The 22,730-nt window shown below is 63.1% G+C and carries 21 protein-coding genes and 2 pseudogenes; 12 read left to right on the top strand and 11 right to left on the bottom strand.

Going from position 1 to position 22,730, the window contains the following annotated elements; genetic code table 11:
• Positions 1-17 precede the first annotated feature (17 nt).
• Entirely contained in the window at positions 18-1,232 is a 1,215-nt protein-coding gene (locus QM694_RS18945) for a cytochrome P450 (protein ID WP_415008462.1), read from the top strand.
• Between the two features lie 9 nt (positions 1,233-1,241).
• Here QM694_RS18945 and QM694_RS18940 read toward each other — a convergent pair whose 3' ends face one another.
• Positions 1,242-2,348, bottom strand: a complete 1,107-nt coding sequence (locus QM694_RS18940) for a hypothetical protein (protein ID WP_415008461.1) — start codon at positions 2,346-2,348, stop codon at positions 1,242-1,244.
• On the opposite strand from QM694_RS18940, the gene QM694_RS18935 reads away from it, so the two are divergent.
• Positions 2,347-3,918: a trimethylamine methyltransferase family protein gene (locus QM694_RS18935; protein WP_415008460.1), complete on the top strand. Its 1,572-nt coding sequence runs from the start codon at positions 2,347-2,349 to the stop codon at positions 3,916-3,918. The two genes, QM694_RS18940 and QM694_RS18935, sit on opposite strands and share 2 nt — an antisense overlap.
• A gap of 3 nt (positions 3,919-3,921) precedes the next feature.
• Here the strand turns inward: QM694_RS18935 and QM694_RS18930 are convergent, their stop codons facing one another.
• Positions 3,922-4,872: a DMT family transporter gene (locus tag QM694_RS18930; RefSeq protein WP_415008459.1), complete on the bottom strand. Its 951-nt coding sequence runs from the start codon at positions 4,870-4,872 to the stop codon at positions 3,922-3,924.
• Between the two features lie 76 nt (positions 4,873-4,948).
• Here QM694_RS18930 and QM694_RS18925 point away from each other — a divergent pair, with 76 nt between their 5' ends.
• The gene (locus QM694_RS18925; RefSeq protein WP_415008458.1) at positions 4,949-6,400 is read left to right on the top strand and encodes an amidase; all 1,452 of its coding nucleotides are present in this window, start codon (positions 4,949-4,951) and stop codon (positions 6,398-6,400) included.
• Here QM694_RS18925 and QM694_RS18920 read toward each other — a convergent pair.
• From QM694_RS18920 to QM694_RS18900, 5 genes are all read right to left on the bottom strand, one after another.
• Complete coding sequence (locus QM694_RS18920; protein WP_415008457.1) at positions 6,394-7,215, bottom strand: alpha/beta hydrolase; 822 nt, start codon at positions 7,213-7,215, stop codon at positions 6,394-6,396. The genes QM694_RS18925 and QM694_RS18920 overlap by 7 nt on opposite strands.
• Entirely contained in the window at positions 7,212-7,838 is a 627-nt protein-coding gene (locus QM694_RS18915) for a dimethylsulfonioproprionate lyase family protein (protein WP_415008456.1), read from the bottom strand. The genes QM694_RS18920 and QM694_RS18915 overlap by 4 nt, the downstream gene beginning before the upstream one ends.
• Positions 7,839-7,914: 76 nt before the next feature.
• Positions 7,915-8,622: a DUF1194 domain-containing protein gene (locus QM694_RS18910; RefSeq protein ID WP_415008455.1), complete on the bottom strand. Its 708-nt coding sequence runs from the start codon at positions 8,620-8,622 to the stop codon at positions 7,915-7,917.
• A 14-nt stretch (positions 8,623-8,636) separates the two neighbouring features.
• Positions 8,637-9,758, bottom strand: a complete 1,122-nt coding sequence (locus tag QM694_RS18905) for an ABC transporter ATP-binding protein (RefSeq protein WP_415008454.1) — start codon at positions 9,756-9,758, stop codon at positions 8,637-8,639.
• 77 nt (positions 9,759-9,835) lie between these two features.
• On the bottom strand, positions 9,836-11,080 hold the full coding sequence (locus QM694_RS18900; RefSeq protein WP_415008453.1) for an aminopeptidase P family protein: 1,245 nt from the start codon (positions 11,078-11,080) through the stop codon (positions 9,836-9,838).
• 87 nt (positions 11,081-11,167) lie between these two features.
• On the opposite strand from QM694_RS18900, the pseudogene QM694_RS18895 reads away from it, so the two are divergent.
• The 5 genes and pseudogenes from QM694_RS18895 to QM694_RS18875 all read left to right on the top strand — a co-directional run.
• Positions 11,168-11,251 (top strand): annotated as a pseudogene (locus tag QM694_RS18895) (hypothetical protein); the annotation flags it as partial.
• Between the two features lie 79 nt (positions 11,252-11,330).
• Complete coding sequence (locus tag QM694_RS18890; protein WP_415008452.1) at positions 11,331-12,098, top strand: LysR substrate-binding domain-containing protein; 768 nt, start codon at positions 11,331-11,333, stop codon at positions 12,096-12,098.
• A 39-nt stretch (positions 12,099-12,137) separates the two neighbouring features.
• Positions 12,138-13,361 carry an MFS transporter gene (locus tag QM694_RS18885; RefSeq protein WP_415008451.1) on the top strand — a complete coding sequence of 408 codons (1,224 nt, stop codon included), beginning with the start codon at positions 12,138-12,140 and terminating at the stop codon, positions 13,359-13,361.
• Between the two features lie 31 nt (positions 13,362-13,392).
• Positions 13,393-14,397 (top strand): GTP 3',8-cyclase MoaA, encoded by a 1,005-nt coding sequence (gene moaA, locus QM694_RS18880; RefSeq protein ID WP_415008450.1) that lies wholly within the window; start codon positions 13,393-13,395, stop codon positions 14,395-14,397.
• Between the two features lie 8 nt (positions 14,398-14,405).
• The gene (locus QM694_RS18875; RefSeq protein WP_415008449.1) at positions 14,406-15,287 is read left to right on the top strand and encodes a DMT family transporter; all 882 of its coding nucleotides are present in this window, start codon (positions 14,406-14,408) and stop codon (positions 15,285-15,287) included.
• Here QM694_RS18875 and QM694_RS18870 read toward each other — a convergent pair.
• Positions 15,278-16,051, bottom strand: a complete 774-nt coding sequence (locus QM694_RS18870; protein WP_415008448.1) for a sulfite exporter TauE/SafE family protein — start codon at positions 16,049-16,051, stop codon at positions 15,278-15,280. The genes QM694_RS18875 and QM694_RS18870 overlap by 10 nt on opposite strands.
• Before the next feature lie 64 nt (positions 16,052-16,115).
• On the opposite strand from QM694_RS18870, the pseudogene QM694_RS18865 reads away from it, so the two are divergent.
• Together QM694_RS18865 and QM694_RS18860 are read left to right on the top strand one after the other, a co-directional pair.
• Positions 16,116-17,159 (top strand): annotated as a pseudogene (locus tag QM694_RS18865) (type III polyketide synthase); the annotation flags it as partial.
• 4 nt (positions 17,160-17,163) lie between these two features.
• Positions 17,164-17,682 (top strand): isoprenylcysteine carboxyl methyltransferase family protein, encoded by a 519-nt coding sequence (locus QM694_RS18860; RefSeq protein ID WP_415008447.1) that lies wholly within the window; start codon positions 17,164-17,166, stop codon positions 17,680-17,682.
• Here QM694_RS18860 and QM694_RS18855 read toward each other — a convergent pair whose 3' ends face one another.
• Positions 17,683-18,147, bottom strand: coding sequence for a copper chaperone PCu(A)C (locus QM694_RS18855; protein WP_415008446.1), 465 nt, complete (start codon positions 18,145-18,147; stop codon positions 17,683-17,685).
• Positions 18,148-18,199: 52 nt separating this feature from the next.
• Here QM694_RS18855 and QM694_RS18850 point away from each other — a divergent pair, with 52 nt between their 5' ends.
• Positions 18,200-18,877 carry a DUF1194 domain-containing protein gene (locus tag QM694_RS18850; RefSeq protein WP_415008445.1) on the top strand — a complete coding sequence of 226 codons (678 nt, stop codon included), beginning with the start codon at positions 18,200-18,202 and terminating at the stop codon, positions 18,875-18,877.
• A gap of 124 nt (positions 18,878-19,001) precedes the next feature.
• Here QM694_RS18850 and QM694_RS18845 read toward each other — a convergent pair whose 3' ends face one another.
• Together QM694_RS18845 and QM694_RS18840 are read right to left on the bottom strand one after the other, a co-directional pair.
• Positions 19,002-20,582, bottom strand: coding sequence for an amidohydrolase (locus QM694_RS18845; protein ID WP_415008444.1), 1,581 nt, complete (start codon positions 20,580-20,582; stop codon positions 19,002-19,004).
• Positions 20,579-22,009: a PLP-dependent aminotransferase family protein gene (locus tag QM694_RS18840; protein WP_415008443.1), complete on the bottom strand. Its 1,431-nt coding sequence runs from the start codon at positions 22,007-22,009 to the stop codon at positions 20,579-20,581. The genes QM694_RS18845 and QM694_RS18840 overlap by 4 nt, the downstream gene beginning before the upstream one ends.
• A gap of 71 nt (positions 22,010-22,080) precedes the next feature.
• On the opposite strand from QM694_RS18840, the gene QM694_RS18835 reads away from it, so the two are divergent.
• A complete protein-coding gene (locus tag QM694_RS18835) occupies positions 22,081-22,728 on the top strand; it encodes a pyridoxamine 5'-phosphate oxidase family protein (protein ID WP_415008442.1) in 648 nt (215 codons plus the stop codon).
• Positions 22,729-22,730 lie beyond the last annotated feature (2 nt).

Below are 22,730 nucleotides of genomic sequence, written 5' to 3'. Positions count from 1 at the left end.
GGGAGGATTGATAGAAGATGGCAGCCATGCAGATCAATCCTGCCACATCAACCGTCTCGCTCGATCCTTGCGACCCGGAGTTCTACCAGAATCCCTATCCCTTTTATGATGCAATCCGCGCCGCTGTCCCGGCTTTCAAATGGGAACAATATGGCTACTGGTGTTTCGCCACCCATGCGGATGTGAGCGCGCTGTTGCGCGACCGCCGCTTCGGGCGGCAGATCCTGCATGTGGCGACGCGCGAGGAGCTGGGCTGGCCGGACACGCCTGAACGCCTCGAACCCTTTTATGACTTCGAGCAGCATTCGCTGCTGGAACTGGAGCCGCCCGTCCACACGCGGCTGCGCAGTCTTGTGAACCGCTCTTTCCTGTCGCGGCAGGTGGAGCGGCTCCGCCCGATGATCGGAGCACTTTCGCATTCGCTGATCGACCGTTTCCCGGCGAAGGGCGAGGCAGACCTTCTAACAGAATATGCCACACCCATTCCGGTGATCGTCATCTGCGACCTGCTCGGCGTTCCGGCTGACATGTCGCAACAGCTTCTGTCATGGTCGCATGACATGGTGGCGATGTATCAGGCGCGGCGCGACCGGGCGGTCGAGGATGCGGCGGTGAAGGCGACGCTCGATTTCAGCGCCTTCATGCGCGGCTATATCGCCGAGCGGCGGAAGGCGCCAGGCAGCGATCTCCTGTCAGAACTGATCCGCGCCGAGGAGGAAGGACAGAAGCTCAGCGAGGATGAACTGGTCACCACCGCCATCCTACTGCTCAATGCCGGGCATGAGGCAACCGTTCACGCCATCGGCAACAGCGTGAAGGTGCTGCTGGAGCAGGATATCAGAAGCTGTATCGGCCCGGGCCATGTGGAAGAGGCGCTCCGCTACGATGCGCCGCTGCATCTCTTCACCCGCTATGCGCTGGAAGATCTGGAATATGGCGGCATCCGCTTCCGGAAGGGCGAGAGCGTGGGGCTTTTGCTGGGGGCCGCCAATCGCGACCCGGCGCGCTTTGCCGATCCCTCCCGGTTCGATCCCGCCCGCGCGCCCAATCCGCATGTGAGCTTCGGGGCGGGCATTCATTTCTGCATCGGCGCGCCGCTGGCGAGGCTCGAACTCGAAATCGCCCTGCCTGCGCTATTCAAGCGCCTGCCGAACCTCCGCCTCGCCGAAACCCCACACTACCGCAACAGCTATCATTTCCACGGTCTGGAGCGGCTGAGAGTGGCGTTGTGACGGCTCAGGCTATTGGCAATGATTGAACATGCACATGGCGGGTGCCCACACGTGCTCATCCTCACCGACCATGCACAATCCCTCGCTGGCCCCTCGCGCTGGGTGGTCATCACATTTTTTCGATGTATCGCCCAAAGGAACCCGGCAATGGAATGACGGCGGGCCTGTTCGAAACCACTTTCCCTGATAGACGGACAGAAGCCGGGGAATAACTCCGCGTTGCGGCCATTCGCCCTCACGATTGACCGTGTGCGGAGCAATCACCAGGCTGAGAAGCAATTTGCTGCAACCTTTTGCATCGCAATCGAAACCATCACGCTGCAGGTCATGCTGCAATTCCAGCCATGTTGCAGGCTCCGCTTGGGCAAGGCGCGTAAATTCCGGTTCAGTCTTCATTCCCTGCTGAAAAGGAAATTTGGCACAAAGAGCTTCGCCTTCGGGAATGGTATTGTTCACCATCGCATCGAAAACCGCTCGGAAAGCCACACTGGATTGCCCTGCCGGGCCGCCAAAAAAGCAAACGCGAAACATGCCGCTTGCGGGTGAGCTGGGCACCGTTTCGCAAGCTTCGAAGGCGGACTTTAGATTTCCCTGCACACTATCGATCGCGTTGGATGCGGTGACATCTGCCATGGACTGGCTGCTGCCGATCAGATTGAGGACAGGCGCGAGCGGCACATCCGCAGACGAAGGCTTGAGCGTCTTCTCACAGGCCTCCTCATCAACTGCCCTCAAACTCGGCTGGCCGAGATGGAGAATTGCCGGTTCATGCGCTGGCGCGTAATCAACCGCCGCCATGCCACCGCAGGAAATCTGGATGGCGTGAAACTGCCGGACAAGGGTGGCCGCTTCGTCTCCGGGCTGGGTCTGGTCCGCCAGCGCAGGCGCACAGGCCAACAAGACTGCCGACAGCCCAATCCTGATTCTCACAGTTTCCCCCTGAAATGCCCATTCGCCAACTCTTTCAATCCTTTCGGGCAGCAAGGTGGCGGAGCGGCAGAGGCCACGGGAATGGCGTCGTTTCCGGGCCATGGGCTGACGCTTCTCCCCGCGCCGGGCGGGGGTGTTGAGCGTAAACAGCCTCGCAGGTGAAACTTCCTCAACAGGCTTGCCCATGACCGACGTTCAGCCCGCCCCCACCGGACGCCGCGCCCGCGGAGGAGCGGACGCCCGCCGCGCCGCGCGCACCTCCACCGCCATCAGGCAGGCAGGCTTCATCCGCCGCAAGATCAAGCTCTATGAGCCCTTCTCCGACGAGCAGCTTGAGCTGATCGAACGCAATGCCGAAACGGTGCTGCAGGAAACCGGCATCGACTTCTACGAAGACGAAGAAGCGGTGGCGATGTGGAAAAACGCCGGCGCCGATGTGAAGGTTTCGGAAAAAGACCCCCGCCGTTTCCGCGTGCGCTTCCCCAAGGGGCTGGTGCGTTCGCTCATCAAGACGGCGCCGCGCGAATACACGCAATATGCCCGCAACCCCGAAAACAACGTGGTGATCGGCGGCAACAACACGGTGTTCGCCCCCGTCTATGGCCCGCCCTTCATCCGCAATCTCGATGAAGGCCGCCGCTATGCGACGATCGAGGATTTCCGCAACTTCGCCAAGCTCGTCTACATGCTGCCATCGCTGCATCACGCGGGCGGTACGCTGTGCGAGCCGGTGGACATTCCGGTGGCCAAGCGCCACTTGGACATGACCTATACCCACATCAAATATTCCGACAAGCCGTTCATGTCCTCGGTCACGGCGGGCGAGCGCGCGGCAGATTCCGTCGCCATGTGCGAGCTTCTGTTCGGCAAGGAGTTCGTGGATCAGAACTGCGTGATGACCTCGCTCATCAACGCCAACTCTCCCATGGTGTGGGACGGCGTGATGCTGGGCGCGCTGAAAGTTCTGGCGCGCGCCAACCAGGCGTGCGTCATCTCGCCCTTCATCGTGGCGGGTGCCATGTCGCCCACCACCACCGTCGGCACGCTCACCCAGATTCTGGCCGAGGCCTCGGTCGGCATCGCCTTCACGCAGCTTTGCCGCCCGGGTGCGCCCGTGGTGTTCGGCACCTTCGCGGCGTCGATGTCGATGCAGTCGGGTGCCCCCACCTTCGGCACGCCGGAACCGGCGCTCGTCACCTTCGGCGCGGCGCAGCTGGCGCGGCGGATGGGCGTTCCCTTCCGCTCGGGCGGCGGCCTGTGCGGCTCCAAGATTCCCGATGCGCAGGCGGCTTATGAAAGTTCCAACACGCTGTGGCCCACGCTGCTGTCGGGCGTGAACTTCTGTCTCCATGCGGCGGGCTGGCTGGAAGGCGGCCTCGCCTCCGGTTATGAAAAGCTCATCATGGACGCCGACCAGCTTTCGATGTTCCAGAAATTCTGCGAGGGCGCTGACTTCACCGAGAACGGGCAGGCGATGGATGCCATCGCCGAAGTGGGGCCGGGTTCGCATTATCTCGGCAGCACGCACACGCAGGCCAATTTTGAAACGGCGTTCTGGCGCTCAGGCCTTGCCGACAACAATTCCTTCGAGCAGTGGCGCGATGACGGCGAGAAGGACATCGTGGTGCGCGCCAACACGCGGTGGAAGAAGTTGCTGTCTGACTATGAAGCGCCCGCTCTTGATCCGGGCATCGACGAGTCGCTCACCGAATTCATGGCCAAGCGCAAGGCCGTGCTGCCGGACTCCGTCAGCTAACGGTCACGCCGCCTCGATCTCGACCGGCAGCGTTTCGCGTTTTGCGGGCGCGCGCTTCTGGTCGGCCACCGCGAAGATGGCGATGCCGGCAATCACCATGGCGGAGCCGATCGCGTCGAAGATGGTGAAACTCTCGCCCAGCACAGCCACCGCCAGCGAAATGGTGACGATGGGCGAGATCGAGGAAATCATCGCGTTGGACTGGGCGGTGACGCGCGACAATCCGGCATTGACCAGAAAGCTCGGCAGCACGGTGGCGAAGATGCCGCAGCCGAAGGCCAGCCAGTAGAAGCGGTGTGAGGCCGAGAAATCCACCCCGCCCGACACTACGATGTAGTGGATGATGCAGGCCACCGCCGAAGCGGAGAGCGCCACGCCGGTGAACAGCAGGCTTCCCATCACGGTGATGAACTTCTTGGCCAGCAATTGATAGATCGCGAAGGTCAGCGCGCAGCCCAGCACCAGCACGGTGCCGATCACCACGTCATGGCCTCCTTCCGGCAGGGCCTTCAGGAACACCAGCAAAAGCCCGGCATAGGTGACGGCGGAGCCTAGCACGCTCATCCAGGTGATCCGGCCGCCGAAGAACATCCAGCCGATCACAAGCACCATGACGGGATAGGTATAGAGCACCAGCCGCTCAAGCTGCGCGGTGATGTAGATCAGCCCCTCGAAATCGAGCAGCGAGGAGAGGTAATAGCCGAGGCAGCCCGCAAGGATGGCGCTGATCCATAGTCTACGCGGCGGCAGCGGCTTGCCGTCTCGTTTGGCCTTCCACACCACCCAGATCACCGCGCCGAGAAAAAACGGCAGCGAGGTCGCCATGCGCAGCGCCAGCATCAGCGGCGCATCCACCCTTTCCATGTAGGCGAGCTTGATGAAGATCGCCTTGGTGGAAAAGAGCGCAGCGCCGGTTGCCGCATAGACATAGCCGAGCAGGGTTTGACGGTTCATGCGGCTCCTCTTAGAAGTTCAGTCCGGTTTTGTCGCGTTCTCCCCTCCCCGTTTCCCGCATAGGTCGTCTTCCGCCATGACTGAACTCGTCTTCAAGCCCGCCCATGAACTCGCCACGCTCCTCAAGGAGCGCAAGATTACCTCACGGGCGCTCCTCGATGCCTGCCTCGACCAGTTCGCGCGCTACAACGCGAAACTCAACGCGGTGATCGTCACCGATATCGAGCGCGCCAGGAAAGCCGCCGATGCCGCCGACAAGCGCCTCGCGGAGGGAAAGCCAATCGGCCCCTTCGACGGCGTGCCGATGACCGCCAAGGAATCCTTCGACTGGACGGGCACGCCCTCCACCTGGGGCGTTCCGGCGCTGCGCGAAAACATCGCCAAAACGGACGCGGTGGCGATCCAGCGTCTCACGGCAGCGGGCGCCATCATGTATGGTAAGACCAATGTGCCGCTGATGCTGGCCGACTGGCAGAGCTATAACGACATCTACGGCACCACCAACAATCCGTGGGATGTGACGCGCGTGCCCGGCGGCTCGTCGGGCGGTTCGGCGGTGGCGCTCGCCACCGGCATGAGCGCGCTCGACATCGGCTCCGACATCGGCGCGTCGATCCGCAACCCCGCGCATTATTGCGGCATCTTCGGCCACAAGCCCACGTGGAACGTGGTGCCCTATCGCGGCCATCTGCTGCCCGGCATCGTGCACACGGGCGACATCACGGTGGCGGGCCCGCTGGCGCGCTCGGCAAAAGACCTGTCGATGATGATGGAGATACTGGCCGGTGCGGACGGGGCGGAGGCGCGCGGCATCACCATTTCGCTGCCGCAGGCGAAGCAGACATCGCTCAAGGATTTCCGCGTCGCCGTCATGCTCACCGATCCGGTGAGCGAGGTGGACCAGCCGATCCAGGACATGATCGGCAAACTCGCCGACTGGCTGACACGGCGGGCGGGCAAGGTGTCGATGACGGCCAGGCCCGATTTCTCGACCCGCGAGGCGATGGACGTTTATGTGGCGCTGCTCCGCGCCGCCACGGCGCGGCGCCAGACGGATGCGGACTTTGCCGCCAATCAGGCGCGCGTGGCGGCGTTCGCGCCCGATGACGACTCCTATTTCGCCAAGATGACGCGCGCCTATGTGCTGCCGCACCGCTCATGGCTGGTTGCCAATGAGCGTCGCCACCAGATGCGGCTGTTGTGGGAAGCCTTCTTCGATGACTGGGACGTGCTGATCTGCCCCGCCGCCGCCTCCGATGCCTTCGTCCACAATCATGTGGGCGAGCGGCATGAGCGCACCATCCCGGTGAACGGCCATGAGGTGGCGGTGACGGACCAGCTCTTCTGGGCGGGCTATTCAGGCTGCTTCCTGCTGCCCTCCACCATCGCACCGCTCGGCCTCACGCCGCGCGGGCTTCCGGCGGGCGTGCAGATCATCACGCGGGGCTATGGCGACATGACGTCGATCCGCTTCGCCGAGCTTCTGGACAAGCATTATTGCAGCTTCACGCCGCCGCCCGGCTATTGAGGCAGCGCAAACACCTTGCGGAAAAAGTCCGTTTCGCGCCCGAAGGTTTCGTCGTTGAAGATGATGTGCCCGGCCCCCGGAATGGTCACGAACTGCTTGGGCTCATTGGCCATTGCGAAGAGCTTCTGGCCCAGCGCATAGGGCACCGTTACGTCCTTGTCGCCGTGCTGGATGAGCAGCGGCGCATGCATCTTGCCGATCTCATCACCAGCCGCGATGGGATTGCGGATCAAAAGCCTCGCAGGCAGCCACCAGTAATGGGACGCCGCGACATCGGCCATCGAGGTATAGGGCGCTTCCAGCGCCACGGCGGCGGCGGGACGCTGTGCCGCAAGCAGAACCGAAATGCCGGTGCCAAGGGATTCGCCCACCACGGCGATGTTTGACGGCGGAATCCCCTTGGCCGCCAGCCAGTCATAAGCGGCTTCGGCATCGGTCACCAATCCCGTGCCGCTGGGCGTGCCGGTGCTGCCGCCATAGCCCCGGTAATCGATGAACAGCGCACCGAAGCCCTGTTTGGTATAGTAAGCAAAACGCTCGGCGCGGCCGCTGAGATTTCCCGCATTGCCGTGCAGGAACAGGATGGTGGGCATGCCGTTCGCAGCGGGCGCGTACCACGCGACGAGTTTTTCACCATCGGGCGTGGCGATGGTTTCTTCCGCCGCATTAGCCAGGCCCAACGCAGCAGGCGGCACGCGCGTGGCATCGGCGCGGAACAGCAGCTTTCCCTGCATCAGATAAACGGCGATCACCAGAACGGCGTAAGCCGCGATCGCCGCCACCACTGCAGTCCTGAGCGCCGTGAAGAGCGTCACGATTCAACGAGCCTCGCGGAAGTGCCCGTGTCGTGCGTCCAGCTCCACACGGCGAGCAGCGGCTTCTCATGCGTGATGGTGGCGTGAATGACATTGGAGGGATGCCAGATCACCGCCCCTTGCGGTTTTTCAACGAATGGCCCGTTGCCCTTCTTCCATTCCGTCGGCCCCGTGAGCGGCCAATAGAGTTCGGGGGCGGGATGATAGTGATCCTTGTAGTGCCGGTTCGGCCCCAGCATCAGAATGCCCAGCAGAAAATCATCGCCCTTGAAGAAGCCATGGGGGCCGACGATTTCCGCCCAGCCATAATTTTCGGAAAAGCCCTCGCCCAGGATGGCATCGGTATAGCTCGCCGATTGTCGCCACCAGAAATGCCCGTCGAGTGCCGCCAGCGCCGCCGCCAGATCCGGGTCCATCAGCATGGTTTCGGCCACGCATTCGGAATAATGCCGCAGCACCGGCAGCGTGGTGGGCTTTGGCGAAAGGAAGGCGCGGGCGCTCACGTCCTGTTCGGCCAGGCGCTCCAGCACCGGCTGCACGCCCTCGGCTGGCCTTGCATGAAGGCCGCGCGCGATGGCGCCGATCAGCCAGCGCGAATCTTCAAATGTTTCATCATGGCTCATGCGGCGGATTTAACACGAAAGCGCAGCGAATTCCCAAGCGTCATCCAGAGTTATGGTTGGCGATCATGCTTTAGAATCAGGAAATGCCGGGGCCGGTGATCTCGCGCAGCAGCTTCTTGTGAATGGCTTCGGCATAGGACTCATAGTCTTTGGCGGGAATAACGAAATGACCTTCCCCGCCCACCACCTGGCGCTCGAAATAAGTATCAAGCGTCGGCCATTCGTTCATGATGGTCACCGCGTTGATGGTGACCCCTTGCGCCACCAGGCGGTCGCGCACGGCATTCACCGGCGGGCCGACATTGTTGCGGCCATCGGAAGAGACATCGATCACCTGCCGCGGCGCGCGGGGTGCCGTGGCAAAGAGGGCATCGCCAAACAGAAGTGCCGCTGAAATCGAGGTGCCGCCCTCCGCCAGCTTGCGCGGCATGGCGGCCAGCGTGCGGCCCACCTCGTCGGCATCGGCGTCACCGGAGAGAATGACCCACGGCAGGATCACCGCCTGCGTATCGGCGTCCGACCATTCATAGGCGGTGATGGCGATCCGCTGATGCGCGCCGGCGCGGATGGCCGCCTTCACATCGGGGCGCATGAGCGCCTGCCCCAGCCCTTCCATCTGCTGGCGGAACTCGGATGAATCGACGCTGAAGGAACAGTCGATCGCCAGCACCAGCGCGAGATCGACCTCCGTATCGTCAGCCCGCGTCGGCGCGAGAAGGAGAAAGCCCGCAGCCATGACCGCGGCAAGGCGTGAGAGGAAAGTTCCGCTCCGCCCGCCCGGCATGCGCTAGCCCGCCATCAGTGCGCGAACTCGACGTAATCAAGCGCGCGGCAATCGGCGGCTTTCCAGCCGACATTCACCTCGCGGCCTTGGGCCACGGCATCGCTGCCCATCGCCTTGTTCGGCACCTTCACCACGAAATCATTGTGGCCCGCCACTTCAAGCCGGGCGCGGATATGGTCGCCCAGATAAATCAGTTCGGCGATGCGGCCCTTGAGCGTCACATCGGCTGAGCCCTTGGCGGGGTTGATCTCGACGCGTTCGGGGCGCACCGACAGCAGGGTCTGATCGCCCTTCTGCTTCACGTTCACCGCCAGCGCCTTCACCATGTCGCCTGAATCGAGCTTCACGGTGCAGGTCTTGCCGTCGCCGATATCGGCCACGCGGCCTTTCAGCTTGTTGTTCTCGCCGATGAACTGCGCCACGAAGGAATTGACGGGGCGCTCGTAAAGTTCGGCCGGCGTCGAAAGCTGCTGCACCACGCCATCGTTGAACACGGCAATGCGGTTCGACATGGTGAGGGCTTCCGACTGGTCATGGGTGACATAGACCACCGTCACGCCCAGCCGCTCGTGGATATGCTTGATCTCATATTGCATCTGTTCGCGCAGCTGCTTGTCGAGCGCGCCCAGCGGTTCGTCCATCAGCACCAGTTCCGGCTCGAACACCAGTGCCCGCGCCACGGCAATGCGCTGCTGCTGGCCGCCCGAAAGCTGTCCGGGGCGGCGGTTGCCCATCTGCGGCAGTTCCACGAGCTTCAGGATCTTCGCCACGCGGTCCTCGACCTCGGCCTTGCCGAAGTTCCTCACCTGCAGCGGGAAGGCCAGGTTCTCGTTGATGGTCATGTGCGGAAACAGCGCGTAGTTCTGGAACACCATGCCGATGCCGCGCTTGTGCGGCGGCACATTGTTGATGGGCTGGCCCTTCAGATAAATCTCACCATGGGTGGCGGGTTCAAACCCCGCCAGCATCATTAGCGTCGTCGTCTTGCCGGAGCCCGATGGCCCCAGCATGGTCAGGAACTCGCCCTTGGGAATATCGAGGTTCAAATTCTTAACGACCAGCGTCTCGCCGTCGTAGCTTTTCTGCACGTTCACAAAGCGGACGATAGAGTCCGGAACCGCTGCTTCCTTGGCCATGCTTCCCCTGCTCAAGATTTTTGCTTGTTGTTGCGGTGCATCATAAGATGGCAGGGCGGGCTTGGAAAGAAAAACCTTCAGCGGCTCGTGCGGCTTTTCTTCCGGGCCGGAACGATCAGGTGCTCAGGCCCATAAGGGAAGCCGGTAATATTGCGGTTGCCCTTTTCGGTGATGACCAGAATGTCATGCTCGCGGTAGCCGCCGGCCCCCTTGCGGCCTTCCGGCACCATGATCATCGGCTCCATCGAGACGACCATGTTGGGCTCCAGCACCGTGTCACAGTCCTCGCGCAGTTCGAGCCCACCCTCGCGGCCATAGTAGTGGCAGAGGACGCCAAAGGAATGGCCATAGCCGAAGGTGCGGTATTGCAGCAGGTCATGCCCGGCATAGATGGCGTTCAGCGCCTTGGCGACATCCGAGCATCTGGCGCCCGGCACCAAGAGCTTCTTGCCCTCATCATGCACCTTGCAATTGATCTCCCACAGGCGGAGGTGTTCCTTCGACGCTGTTTCGGCAAACAGCGTGCGCTCCAGCGCCACATAATAGCCCGCCACCATCGGAAAGCAGTTGAGGCTCAGGATGTCGCCGCGCCTGATCTTGCGCGAGGTGACGGGATTATGCGCGCCATCGGTGTTCACGCCGGACTGGAACCATGTCCAGGTGTCCATCAGTTCGGCATTGGGAAATACCCGGGCGATCTCGCGCACCATGGCTTGCGTGGCGTGAAGCGCCACCTCATGCTCGGGCGCGCCCACGGCAATCGCCTCGACGCAGGCCGCGCCGCCCAAGTCGGCGATCTTCGTCATCTTCGAGATATGCCTGATCTCCTCCGCCGACTTGATCATCCGCAGCCGCATTGAAGGTGCAGCCACATCCACGAACTCGACGCCCGGCAGCGCATCCTGCAGGGCCTTGCGGAAATCGAGGTTCACATGGTCGAACTCGATGCCCAGCTTTTTCACGCCCGGCAGCAGGCCCTTCACGGCGGTGAAATAGTTCTCCCGCGACCAGTCGGTATAGGTGACGTTATGGCCGAAGGTGCGCCTTGCGGGCTGGCCGCCGTCAATCGCCGCCGTCACCGAAGCCGCCTGGCGCTGGGTGATGACGAGGCCATAGCGGCGGCCGAAATAACAATAGAGGAAATCCGAGAGATAGCAGATGTTGTGATAGGAGGTGAACAGGCAGGCATCGACGCTGCTCTTCGCCATCCAGCCGCGGATGGCATCCTGCCGCCGCTGCATCTCGGCGGCGGAGAAGGTGGGCTTCGGCTTCCTGCCGTTGTTGCGGTAGTCGACGAGGGCGGGGCGTTCAAGCGCGGTCATGGGGCATCTCCAAAATCGCGCCCCTTGTTGGATGAATCCGCGCTTGTGTCAAAAGATCATCACTCACATAATCCATGAAGGAAATTCATGGGAAACGCCGTGACACGCCTGCCCCCGCTCAATGCCCTCAAATGCTTCGAGTCCGCCGCCCGGGCGGGCAGTTTCTCGAAGGCGGCGGAAGAACTGCACGTCACCCAGTCTGCGGTGAGCCACCAGAATCCGCCTGCTGGAAGACTGGTTCGGCCAGAGTTTGTTCGAGCGGCAGGGGCGGCGCACCATCCCCACCGCCAAGGGACAGGAGCTGGCGCAGGCGCTGGGGGAGGCTTTCGGAATCATGGGCGTGGCTTGCCGGAGGATGGCGCAAAGCGATTCAGGACCGGCGCTCACCATCGCGGCTTTGCCCTCGATCGCAACGATCTGGCTCATACCCCGCATGTCGCGGTTCTTTGCCGCGCATCCGGAGATCGCCATCAAGGTGGTCTATGCCTTCGACCGGCCCGAGCTCAATTTTGACGACTATGATCTCGCCATCCTGTGGGGTCCGCCGGACTGGCAGAACTGCAAGATGACCAGGCTTCTGGCCGGAGACACCGTGGCCGTGTGCAGCGCCAGCTTTCTCGAAAAGGAAGGCCCCTTCGCCGATCCCGATATCCTCAGCCGCAAAACCCTGCTGCACGACACCGACCGCACGGGCTGGCAGAGCTTCATGCGGGCCATCGGCCTCAAACACGCCGGGCCCGCCGCCGGGCCGATCTTTCAGGATTTCAACCTGCTGCGCGCCGCCGCACTTGCCGGTCAGGGCCTTGCCCTGTGCCCGCGCGCCCTGATCGAGGACGATCTGGCGAGCGGGCGGCTGGCCCAGCCCTTCGCCGCCTCCATCAAGCCCGACCATGCCTATTGGCTGCTGGAGCCCGAGGACGGGCAGAGTCGGCAGGCCGCAGCCATTGCGCTTCTCAAGTCATGGTTGCTTTCGCAGGCCGACAGCGCGCCGCCGCGCATGCCTTCCCTGCAGGGATAGCGTTGGCCGGACTGGAGGATTTCCCTTATGGAAGCGCCCATGTCGACAGCAACCCTTGATACGCCTTCGCGCGCCTATACGGGCACCGTCTATGCCGTTCTCTTCGCGGTGACGGCCGGCCATTTCTTCAATGACACGATGCAGGCCATCCTGCTGTCGATCTATCCCATGCTGCGCGAGGCCCATGCGCTCACCTTCACACAGGTGGGCATCATCACCATGGTGTTTCAGGCTACGGCCTCCGTGCTGCAGCCCATGGTGGGCTATTTCACCGACAAGAAGCCCCTGCCCTTTTCGCTTCCGGTGGCCCCCGCCGTTACGATGATCGGTCTCATCACGCTGGGCCTTGCCGCCAATTATGAAATGCTGCTGATCGCCGCCGCCTGCATCGGCATCGGCTCTTCCATCTTTCACCCCGAAGCCTCGCGGGTGGCGCGTCTCTCCTCCGGCGGGCGCTATGGCTTCGCGCAATCGATGTTCCAGGTGGGCGGCAATTTCGGCACGGCGGCGGGGCCGCTTCTGGCGGCGCTGTTCATCATTCCGCACGGCCAGCAAAGCGTTGTCTGGTTCGGCGCGCTGGCGCTGCTGTCGATCGCCGTCCTCTCCTATGCCGGCAGCTGGTATGGCCATCACATTTCGCCCAAGAACGGGGCGCGCAAGGTTGTGGCGCAAACGGGCACACTGCCGCGCAGCACGGTGCTGATCTCGCTTGGCCTGCTGCTGTGCCTGATGTTCTCGAAGTTCCTCTATACCTCCAGCATGAGCAGCTTCTACACCTTCTACCTGATCGACACGTTCCACCTGTCGGTGAAGGAAGCGCAGGTCGATCTGTTCATCTATCTCGCCGCCTTCGCGGCGGGCACACTGCTGGGCGGCCCCATCGGGGATAAAATCGGCCGCAAGGCGGTCATCTGGTTCTCGGTGCTGGGCGCGCTGCCCTTCACGCTGGCGCTGCCCTATGCCAATCATTTCTGGACGGTGGCGCTGTCGATCCCCATCGGCTTCATCCTGGCCTCGGCCTTCTCTGCCATGCTGGTCTATGCACAGGAACTTATGCCGGGCCGCGTGGGGCTGATTTCCGGCCTGTTCTTCGGCCTGGCCTTCGGCATCGGCGGGGTGGGAGCAGCGGCGCTTGGGACTGTCGCGGACTGGACCTCGATCAGCTTCGTCTATCACGTCTGTTCCTTCTTGCCGGCGATCGGCCTGCTCACCATGTTCCTGCCCAATACGGCGGAACTGAACGCCAAGCGCAGCGCGGGTTGACGTTAACCGCGCCTACGGGCAAAGGTTGGCTATGGCGAAGACAGACATGATCGACCCGTTCGGCCGGGCGATCACATATCTCCGTGTTTCGGTGACGGATAGGTGCGACTTCCGCTGCGTCTACTGCATGGCGGAAGACATGACCTTTCTGCCCAAGCGCGACCTGCTGTCGCTCGAGGAGCTGGACCGAGTCTGCTCGGCCTTCATCGAAAAGGGCGTCAAGAAGCTCCGGCTCACGGGCGGCGAACCGCTGGTGCGGCGAGGCATCATGACGCTGGTGGAAAGCCTTGGCCGCCACCTCCGCAGCGGCGAACTCGAAGAGCTGACGATCACCACCAACGGCAGCCAGCTTGCGAAATACGCGGATGAACTGACCCGGCATGGCGTGAAGCGCATCAATGTCTCCGTCGATACGCTGAATGACCAGAAGTTCCGCGCCATCACCCGTTGGGGCGAATTGGCGAAGGTGAAGGACGGCATCCGCGCCGCGCAGGCGGCGGGGCTGGCGATCAAGATCAATGCCGTGGCGCTGAAGGGCGTCAACGATGCGGAAATTCCCGAGATGATCCGCTGGGCCCATGGCGAAGGCATGGACCTGACGCTGATCGAAACCATGCCGCTCGGCGACATCGACGGCGACCGCACGGACCAGTATCTGCCACTTTCGCAGGTGCGCGCCAGCCTTCTGGAGCGTTTCACGCTTGAGGACATTCCCTACAAGACGGGCGGCCCGGCGCGTTATGTGAGGGTGAAGGAAACCGGCGGCCGGCTGGGCTTCATCACCCCGCTCACCCATAATTTCTGCGAAAGCTGCAACCGTGTGCGCATGACCTGCACCGGCACGCTCTATATGTGCCTGGGCCAGGAAGACGCTGCCGACCTCCGCACGCCGCTCCGTGCATCTGAAGGCAATGATCTTCTGAACGCGGCGATCGACGAGGCCATCGGTCGCAAGCCCAAGGGCCATGACTTCATCATCGACCGCCGCCACAACCGGCCCGCCGTCTCCCGCCACATGAGCGTGACCGGCGGCTGAACCTCTTCATGCCCGACCGCTTCCTGCCTGCCCAGGCCAATGCGCGCGCAGGATTCTACATGGTGGTGGCGATGGCGTTTTTCGTCTGCAACGACACGCTGGTCAAATATGTTGGCGCTACCCTGCCAGTGGGAGAACTGGTGGTGCTGCGCGGCATCGTGGCCTCGAGCCTGATCCTGCTGATGGCGGCGCGGCAGAAGGTGCTGGCCGCCCTGCCGCAGGTGGCGAGCAGGCCGGTTCTCATTCGTGCCGCATTCGACGTGGCGGCGACGCTGCTGTTCATCATCGTGCTCATCCACATGGGCATCGCCAACCTCACCGCCATCATGCAGGCGGTGCCGCTGGCCGTCGTCCTGCTGTCGGCGCTGTTGATGGGCGAGCGGGTCGGCTTTCACCGCAGCGCCGCCATCGCGGCCGGATTCATCGGTGTACTGATGATCGTCAAGCCGCTGCCGTCGAGCTTCACCCGCTATGACCTGATCGCCCTCCTCATCGTCGCCTGCGTGGCGGGGCGCGATCTGATGACCCGCAAGATCCCCACCCGCATTCCCAGTTCCATCGTGGCGCTGGTGAACGCGGTGTTCGTGATGCTGGGCGGCGCAGTGCTGTCGCTGTTCGAAGGCTATGCGTGGCCAGAAGGATGGCAGCTTCTGGTCATCGCGGCGGCGGCGTTTTTCCTGGCGGGCGGATACACCATGATCGTGCTGACGCTGCGCACCGGCGACATCACGGCCTCGGCCCCCTTCCGCTATTCCGTGCTGGTGTTCGCGATCATCTCCGGCATCCTGGTGTTCGGCGAATATCCCGATGGCTGGGCGCTCCTTGGCATGGCGCTGATCGTGGCGGCGGGGCTTTATTCTGCACGGCGCGAGGCGGCGCGTCAGAGATAGCGCCAGAAGGCCAGCGCGGTGAGGCACACCGCCCAGACGAGGATGCAATAGCGCACCACATGCGGCGGCACGCGCTTGGCGATGTTCACGGTGAAATAGCCGCCGACGATGGCGCCCGACATCATGATCAGCGACGGCAGCCAGCGGATCACCCCGGCGCGCGCGAAAATCACGATGCTCACCAGCGTCATCAGCGTGATGGTGATGTTGCGGATGGCGTTCGCTTGATGGATCGTCATGTGGGAGAAGATCGAATAGATGGCGAACATCACGATCCCCATGCCAAGGCCGAAATAGCCGCCATAGACGAACACCAGAAATTCGAGAATGAACGACAGCCACATCCAGCGGCTGCCGTCGAAGGCGAAGTCGCGCTCCAGCTTCTGCTTGATCCATGGCCCCAGCGCGAAGGAGAGCGTGGCGAAGGCGAGGAGCCAGGGAATGGCCTTCTGGAACGCCGCCTGCCCCGTTTCGATCAGGATGATCGACCCCAGGATGCCGCCCACCACGGCCAGCACCAGCCGGAGCCCCAGATATTTCCGGACACTCTGCAATTCGCCGCGATAGACCCAGGTGCCGACGATATTGGCGGGCACCACGGCCACGAAGTTCGAGGCATTGGCCTCGATCTCGGTCATGCCGGCGGCGAGCAGCAGCGGAAAGGTCATGAAGCCGGCGCCGCCGGCCATCACGTTGATCACGCCGGCCAGCAGGCCGCCCGCAAAAAGAAGAATGATTTCCTTGATTTCCAAGATCAATCTCACGGATTTGTCATTCTTATGCATGGCATGATGGTGCTTCGGCAAGCGTAGGACCGCAGAGGAGACATGCATGCCCGCGCAATTGCTGAGCCTTGCCACCGCAACGCCAAGTCACGTGTTGCAGACAGAAGATGTGATTCACGAAGCGGCCGCCATTTTCGCCGGTCATCATCAGGATTTTGAGCGGTTGAGGCCGGTGTTCGCCAATACCGGAATCCGCACACGCCATTCCGTGCGGCCCTATGGCTGGTTCCGGTCCGGCAAGGGCTGGCCAGAACGTAACGAGGCATTCATCGAGGGCGCGTCCGCCCTGTTTCGCGACGCTGCGGGCAAGGCACTTGCGCAGGCGCACATTGCGGCAAGCGGCATCGGCACTATCGTGACGGTTTCATCCACCGGCGTCGCGACTCCCACGATCGAAGCGCGCGTCCTGAGCGAAATGGGTTTCAGGGACACTGTGCGGCGCGTGCCGATGTTCGGGCTAGGCTGCGCGGGCGGCGTTTCGGGGCTGTCGCTTGCGGCAAGGCTGGCGGCAGCGGACCCCGGATCGAAGGTTCTTCTTGTGGTGATCGAGCTCTGTACCCTCGCCTTCCGGCCTGATGAGATGACCAAATCCAACGTCATCGCCACGGCGCTGTTCGGCGATGGCGCGGCTGCCGCCGTTCTCTCCACCACTGGCGAAGGCCTGGCAGCGATTGAACACGCAGGCGAACATACGTGGCCCGGCACCACGGATATCATGGGCTGGCGGATGGATCCGCAAGGCTTCGGCGCCATCTTCTCACGCTCGATTCCCGATCTGGTGCTGTCAGACTTGAGGCCCGCGGCGGACGGATTTCTCACCCGTCATCGCCTCGCCCTCCCGGACATCTGCAGCTATTCCTTTCATCCCGGCGGCGCCAAGGTGATCACGGCGCTGGAGACGGCTTTCGCGCGTTCGCCCGGTTCGCTTGTTCACGAACGGGAGGTTCTGTCCGGATTCGGCAATATGTCCGCACCGACCGTGCTGTTTGTGCTGGAACGCGGATTGGCGGAAGGCCAGAGCGGGCGGCGCTTCGTTGCGGCGCTTGGGCCGGGCTTTACCGCCAGCTTCCTGACCGTGCTACAATAGCGCCATGAACTGGACCATTTTCACCATTCTCGGCCTCGTCACGCTGCAACGGCTGCTGGAACTCTATATCGCCCACCGCAATACGCGCCGCCTGATCGCCAAGGGCGGCTTCGAGGTGGGCTCGAACCATTACCCGCTGATGGTGCTGCTGCACGCGATCTGGCTGGCGGGATTGTGGTATTTCGCGTGGAACGGCACCGTCGAATGGCCATGGATTTTTGCCTATCTCGTTCTCGAGGCGGCGCGTGGCTGGATCATCGCGGCGCTGGGCAGCCGGTGGACCACGCGCATCATCGTGGTGCCGGGGGAAGAGCTTGTCGATGAGGGCCCATATAAATACTTCCGCCATCCCAACTACATTGTGGTGGCGGGAGAAATCTTCATCCTGCCGATGGCATTCGGTCTTTTGTGGTATGCGGTTCTGTTCGCGGCGCTGAATGCCGCGATGCTTTACTGGCGGATACGCTCGGAAGATGCGGCGCTCAAACCGCTGCGGGATGTGGACAAAGTGCCCGAGGCCTGATCAGGGAGTCATCGCGCCAACACCGCCCACCGGCACATCGGCATGGATGGTGCCGGCCTTCGCGAAGGTGAGGTCGAGGCCAATGTGGCCGCCCTTCTTCAATGGTGCCTTCAGCCCCATCAGCATGATGTGCAGGCCGCCCGGCTTCATCACCACCGTTTCCCCGGGGGCTATGGCAAGGCTTGCCACCGGCGTCATCGAGGCTACGCCATCCTTCATCTCGGAATTGTGCAGATGCGCCATCTGCGCGGCATCGGTCGCCACGCCCGTGAGTTGGTCCGCAACACTCCCCGTGTTGGCAATCGTCACATAGATCACCCCCGTCTCCGCCGTGGGAGTGGCGGAGGCGCGGGCAAAGGCCTCGCTCACGATGACGTCATTGGCCCTGGCGTCGGCAACCGTGGTCAGGATAGCGGCCAGTGTCAGGGCCGTGGCGGTGATGAGTTCCAGAATCAACTTGCGCATGGAGAAACCTTTTCATCCGATATGGGCAGGGATCGGGCGAGGCGCCCGCGTCATGGCGTCGCGCGGGCTGCTGGCGCTTTGTCTGTGCATCGGCGCGGCGGCCCGCGCCGAGGATACGCCGGTCTTCGTGGAACTGGTGCTGGCGCTCGATGCTTCGGCCAGCGTCGACAACCGCGAATTCCGCCTGCAAATCGAAGGCCTCGCCGCCGCCTTTGCCGATCCGGAGGTTCTGAAGGAAGTGGAGGCGCTGAAGCCCCTGGGCGCTGCCGTTGCGGTGGTGCAATGGGGTGGCCCCGGTGACAGCCGCGTGGTGCTGCCCTTCATCCCGATCGCCAGCGCCCGGGATGCCAAGGCTTTCGGCTATCGCGTGCGCCTCATCAACCGGTGGATCAGGGCCAGCACCACCTCGATTGCCTCCGCACTCGACGACAGCCGCATGCTGATGGACAAAAACGGCTATGACGGATTCCGCAAGATCATCGACGTGTCGGGCGATGGCGCCGACAATGGCGGGCTTGATCTCGACGCCGCGCGGGCGCGCGCCAAGGCGGACGGCATCACCGTGAACGGCCTGCCGATCATGGCCGATGATCCAACGCTCGCCGATTATTACGCCGCCCACGTCATCACCGGCCCCACCGCCTTCATCGAACCGGCGCGCGATTTCGACGACTATGTGCGGGCAATCCGCGAGAAGCTGCTGCGGGAACTGCGGCCGGTGGAGTCGTGACCCGTTTATGTTGACATGTCACCCCGGCGAAAGCCGGGGCCCAGGCTTGCCGCCCTTTCAATGCTTGAAAGTCTGGTTCCCGGCATTCGCCGGGATGACAGATGATGACGATGGAATGGTGCCTCTACCTCTCCAGCGCCCGGTCATCCGCCGTGGCGGGAATCCACCAGGCGCGGCCGCGGGGCGTTTCCACATATTCGGGCCACGGAAAATCGATGGGCGGTTCATAGTCACACCAGGGCGCGGGATCGGCGCTGGCGGTCTTGCGCGCCCGGAACTCTTCCTGCGCGCGGGCAAGTGCGTTCCTGTCGGTCATCAGATCAAGGATGGTTCCGGCGATCGTCTTCCCCGCCGTCATGATGGTGGGATCGATGCTCGCCGGAATGCCGCCCAGCGCATTCATCACCCAGTCGGGATAGGCAAAGCCCGGCGGGGCCTTCAGCACGGGACGGGCGATATAGAAGCGCACCGTGGGCGCGAACCATGTCATGTCGGTATAGTCATCAGAAGTGTAATGCGTCTGCCAGGCGGGAATCGTCTGGCGGATGCGGCGTTCGGCCTCTTGCGGTTCGATCAGTTCCGACAGTTCATCCGCATACGGATTGTCCATCGGCGTAAGGCCCAGCTCCTTTTGGATGGCGCGGGCCGCCTGCACAGCCTCGGCGCCATAGCTGGGCGCTCCCGCCTTCCAGAGATTGCGATAGGTGATCTCCGCCATGGCATGATTGGCAAGGCCGGGCTTTGATTTCGAGACCCAATGGCGCTTCACCGTGCAATGGGATGCAAGGGCCGCGGCCGCGGCGTTGCGGTCGAGTACGTCATAGATGTTCTTCAGCATCGCCACATCGGGGCAGCGGGCGGCGAACATGATCATCGCCATTTGCGCGGCCAGATTGTCGGCGGTGGCCTGCCCCGAGGCGAGGATGGTTTCGTTCAGCGTCCAGGTGCCGGTGTGCGGCAGCATGTGGTCGCGCATCATTTTCGACAGCGTATACATGGCGACGACCGCATCATTGGCGCCGGGTGCGCGCGCCGAGGTGTGGGCGGCGGGAATGGGGCCGCCTTGTGCATCGGCCAGCCAGGTCTCGGGCGTTTCGCAGAGGAACTCATAGATTGCCGCATAGTACGGCCCGCAATGGGTGTCCCAGCGCGCCGTGTTGCAATAGGGCATCATGTAGAAGGGATGGAAGGAGATGATGGCGTCGAGGCCGTTGTAATAACCCCTGGCGGCATGGATAGGCTTTGATCCGCGCACTTTTTCCGCAGGCTCGCCCATGAAACGCAGCGTGCCGGTGATGCCGTGCTGCTGCATCGCCGCCTTGGCCGCCAGTGTTCCCACCAGCGATCCCATGCCAAGGGCTGAATGGGGATCGGTGTGGCCGCCCGCGAAACGCGACAGGCCCTTGCGCGGCGCACGGTACGTATCGGCGATCTGGCAATTGCCGGGCACCGCGTCATATTCGGCATAGGCCATGATGGTGGGGCCGGGGCCATTGCTCCATGTGGCGGAGAAGGCCGTGGGCATGCCGCCCGAGCCCTGCTCCACCGTAAAGCCTTCGGCGCGCAGCTTCTCCACATACCACTGCGACGAGCGGTATTCGCGCCATGCCGTTTCGGCGAGATCCCAAATATGGGCATTCCATGCCGACCAGTGCGGATGATTGTGCGTCACCCAGTCGAAGGCGGTTGATTTTGCGTCGGTCATCGCGAAAGCACTCCCATCAGGTTGCGGGCCGAGGCCTCGAGGTCTTTTTCCGCAAAGCCGGCGAAACTCAGCACCAGGCCCTGCTCCTTCCTCCGCCCCGCATAGTCAGCCGAGAGCGGATGCACCTCGACGCCAGCTTCGGCAAGCGTATGCGTCAGCGCTACGTCATCCGCGCTGGCCGGAAGCCTCAGCAACAAAGTGAGCCCGGCGGGCGAAGCATCGAGCGTGTAGAGGGTTCCATCGCCGGGTTTCAGCGCGTTCAGCAACGCGGCGCGGCGGTTGGCATAGATGCGGCGCATGCGGCGGATGTGAATGGCGAAAGCCCCGCTGGCAATGAATTCCGCCAGTGCCGGCTGCGCCATCAGCGAAGGCGGTGAACCATGCGACAGGCGCTCCTCGCGGAAACGCGATGTCAGCCCATGCGGCACGACGAGAAAGCCCAACCGCAACAGCGGCGAAAACACCTTCGAGAAGGTGCCGGAATAAATCACCCTTGCCGTGCCTCCCAAACTCATTAGCGCGGGAAGCGGGCGGCCGACATAGCGGTACTCGCTGTCGTAATCATCCTCGATGACGATGGCATCCGCCTCCGCCGCCCAGTCGAGAAGCTCCAACCGTCTCGCCAAGGGCATGGTCACGCCGGTTGGATATTGCCGCGCGGGCGTCACGAAGGCGGCGCGGGCATCCGGCGCCTTGTCGCGGCCCTTCGCCACCGAAAGGCCATCGCCATCGACGGGCACCGGGATGGTGGCAACGCCTCCCAGCGAAAACACGCGGCGCGCGGTTGGGTAGCCCGGCTCCTCCATCCACACCCTGTCACCCGGCGAGAGAACGGCGCGGCTGATCAGGTCGAAGGCATCCATCGCCCCCGCCGTCACGATCACATCAGCCGCGTCACAGGAGATGCCGCGCCATTCAAAGAGGTGGCGGGCAATCGCCTCGCGCAGCGGCAGCCAGCCGAAGGCATCATTGTGTTCGAGAAGTGCGATCGATGGATTGCGCCACACGCGCCCCACCAGCCGCCCCCACTCGTCATGGGGAAAATTCTCCCAGTCCACGAGGCCGGAGCGAAAGGGCTTGGCGGGCTGGCGGCGCTGGTCGGCACGGTGGGCCTTGAAAGGTGCAGCCTTCACGGGCGCGGTCAGCAGCGCCTCAGGCAGAACGGGCGCAACGCGGGTGCCGGAGCCGGTGCGGGTTTCGATATAGCCCTCGCTCAGCAATTGCTCATAAGCCTCGACCACCGTGGCGCGCGCCACGTCCAGCTCTTCCGACAGGGCGCGGGTGGAAGGCAGCTTGGCCTGAGGCTTCAGACGCCCGGAGAGCACCAGCGCCCTGATCTGGCGGGCGATCTGTTGCTGAATCGGCTCGCGGTCGGCGCGGTCGATGCCGATCTCGCTGGCGCTGGTGCCGAGAAGTGGTCTGTTCATTGGAGCAATTTTTGGTCCTTTCCATCAGACCATATCGCAGCCATTCAGCACGCGCAAATGCGAGGACAGCCATGAGTGAAGCCCCCAGCGAACTGACGCGCGTGAAGCGCATGCACAAACGCGCCAAATATGACGAGGAAACCGTGCACGGCATCCTCGACGCCATGCCGATCTGCAATGTCGGTTATGTGTTCAACGGCAAGCCGGTGGTGACGCCCACGCTTCAATGGCGCGAGGGGCACCACATCTATTGGCATGGCTCCTCGGCCAGCCGCATGCTGGAACATTGCGAGGAGGCGGAGGTCTGCGTCTCGGTGTCGATCATCGACGGCTTCGTGATGGCCCGCTCTGCCTTCAACCATTCCTGCAACTACCGCTCGGTGATGGTCTTTGGCCGCGCCTTCAAGGTGACGGATGCGGCGGAGAAGGAAATGCGCCTCAAGAATTTCACCGACCAGCTCTGGCCGGGCCGCTGGGACATCCTGCGCGCCGCGACGCCCAAGGAAATGAAGGCCACCACCGTGCTCGGCCTGTCGCTCGATGAATGTTCGGCCAAGGTGCGGAACGGCCCGCCCGGCGATGACGAGGAAGACTATAGCCACCCCGTCTGGGCGGGGATCATCCCTGTCCGCATGGAGGTTCTTCCGCCTACGGACGATCCGCGCCTGCTGCCCGGCCTGACGCCGCCAGGGCACGTCGAGGACTTCCGCATCGGCTAGGC

The sequence above is a fragment of the Aestuariivirga sp. genome, assembly GCF_047602625.1.
Lineage (GTDB): Bacteria > Pseudomonadota > Alphaproteobacteria > Rhizobiales > Aestuariivirgaceae > Aestuariivirga.
Note: the sequence above shows the minus strand (reverse complement) of the source record. Positions and strands in the feature narration are given on the sequence as shown.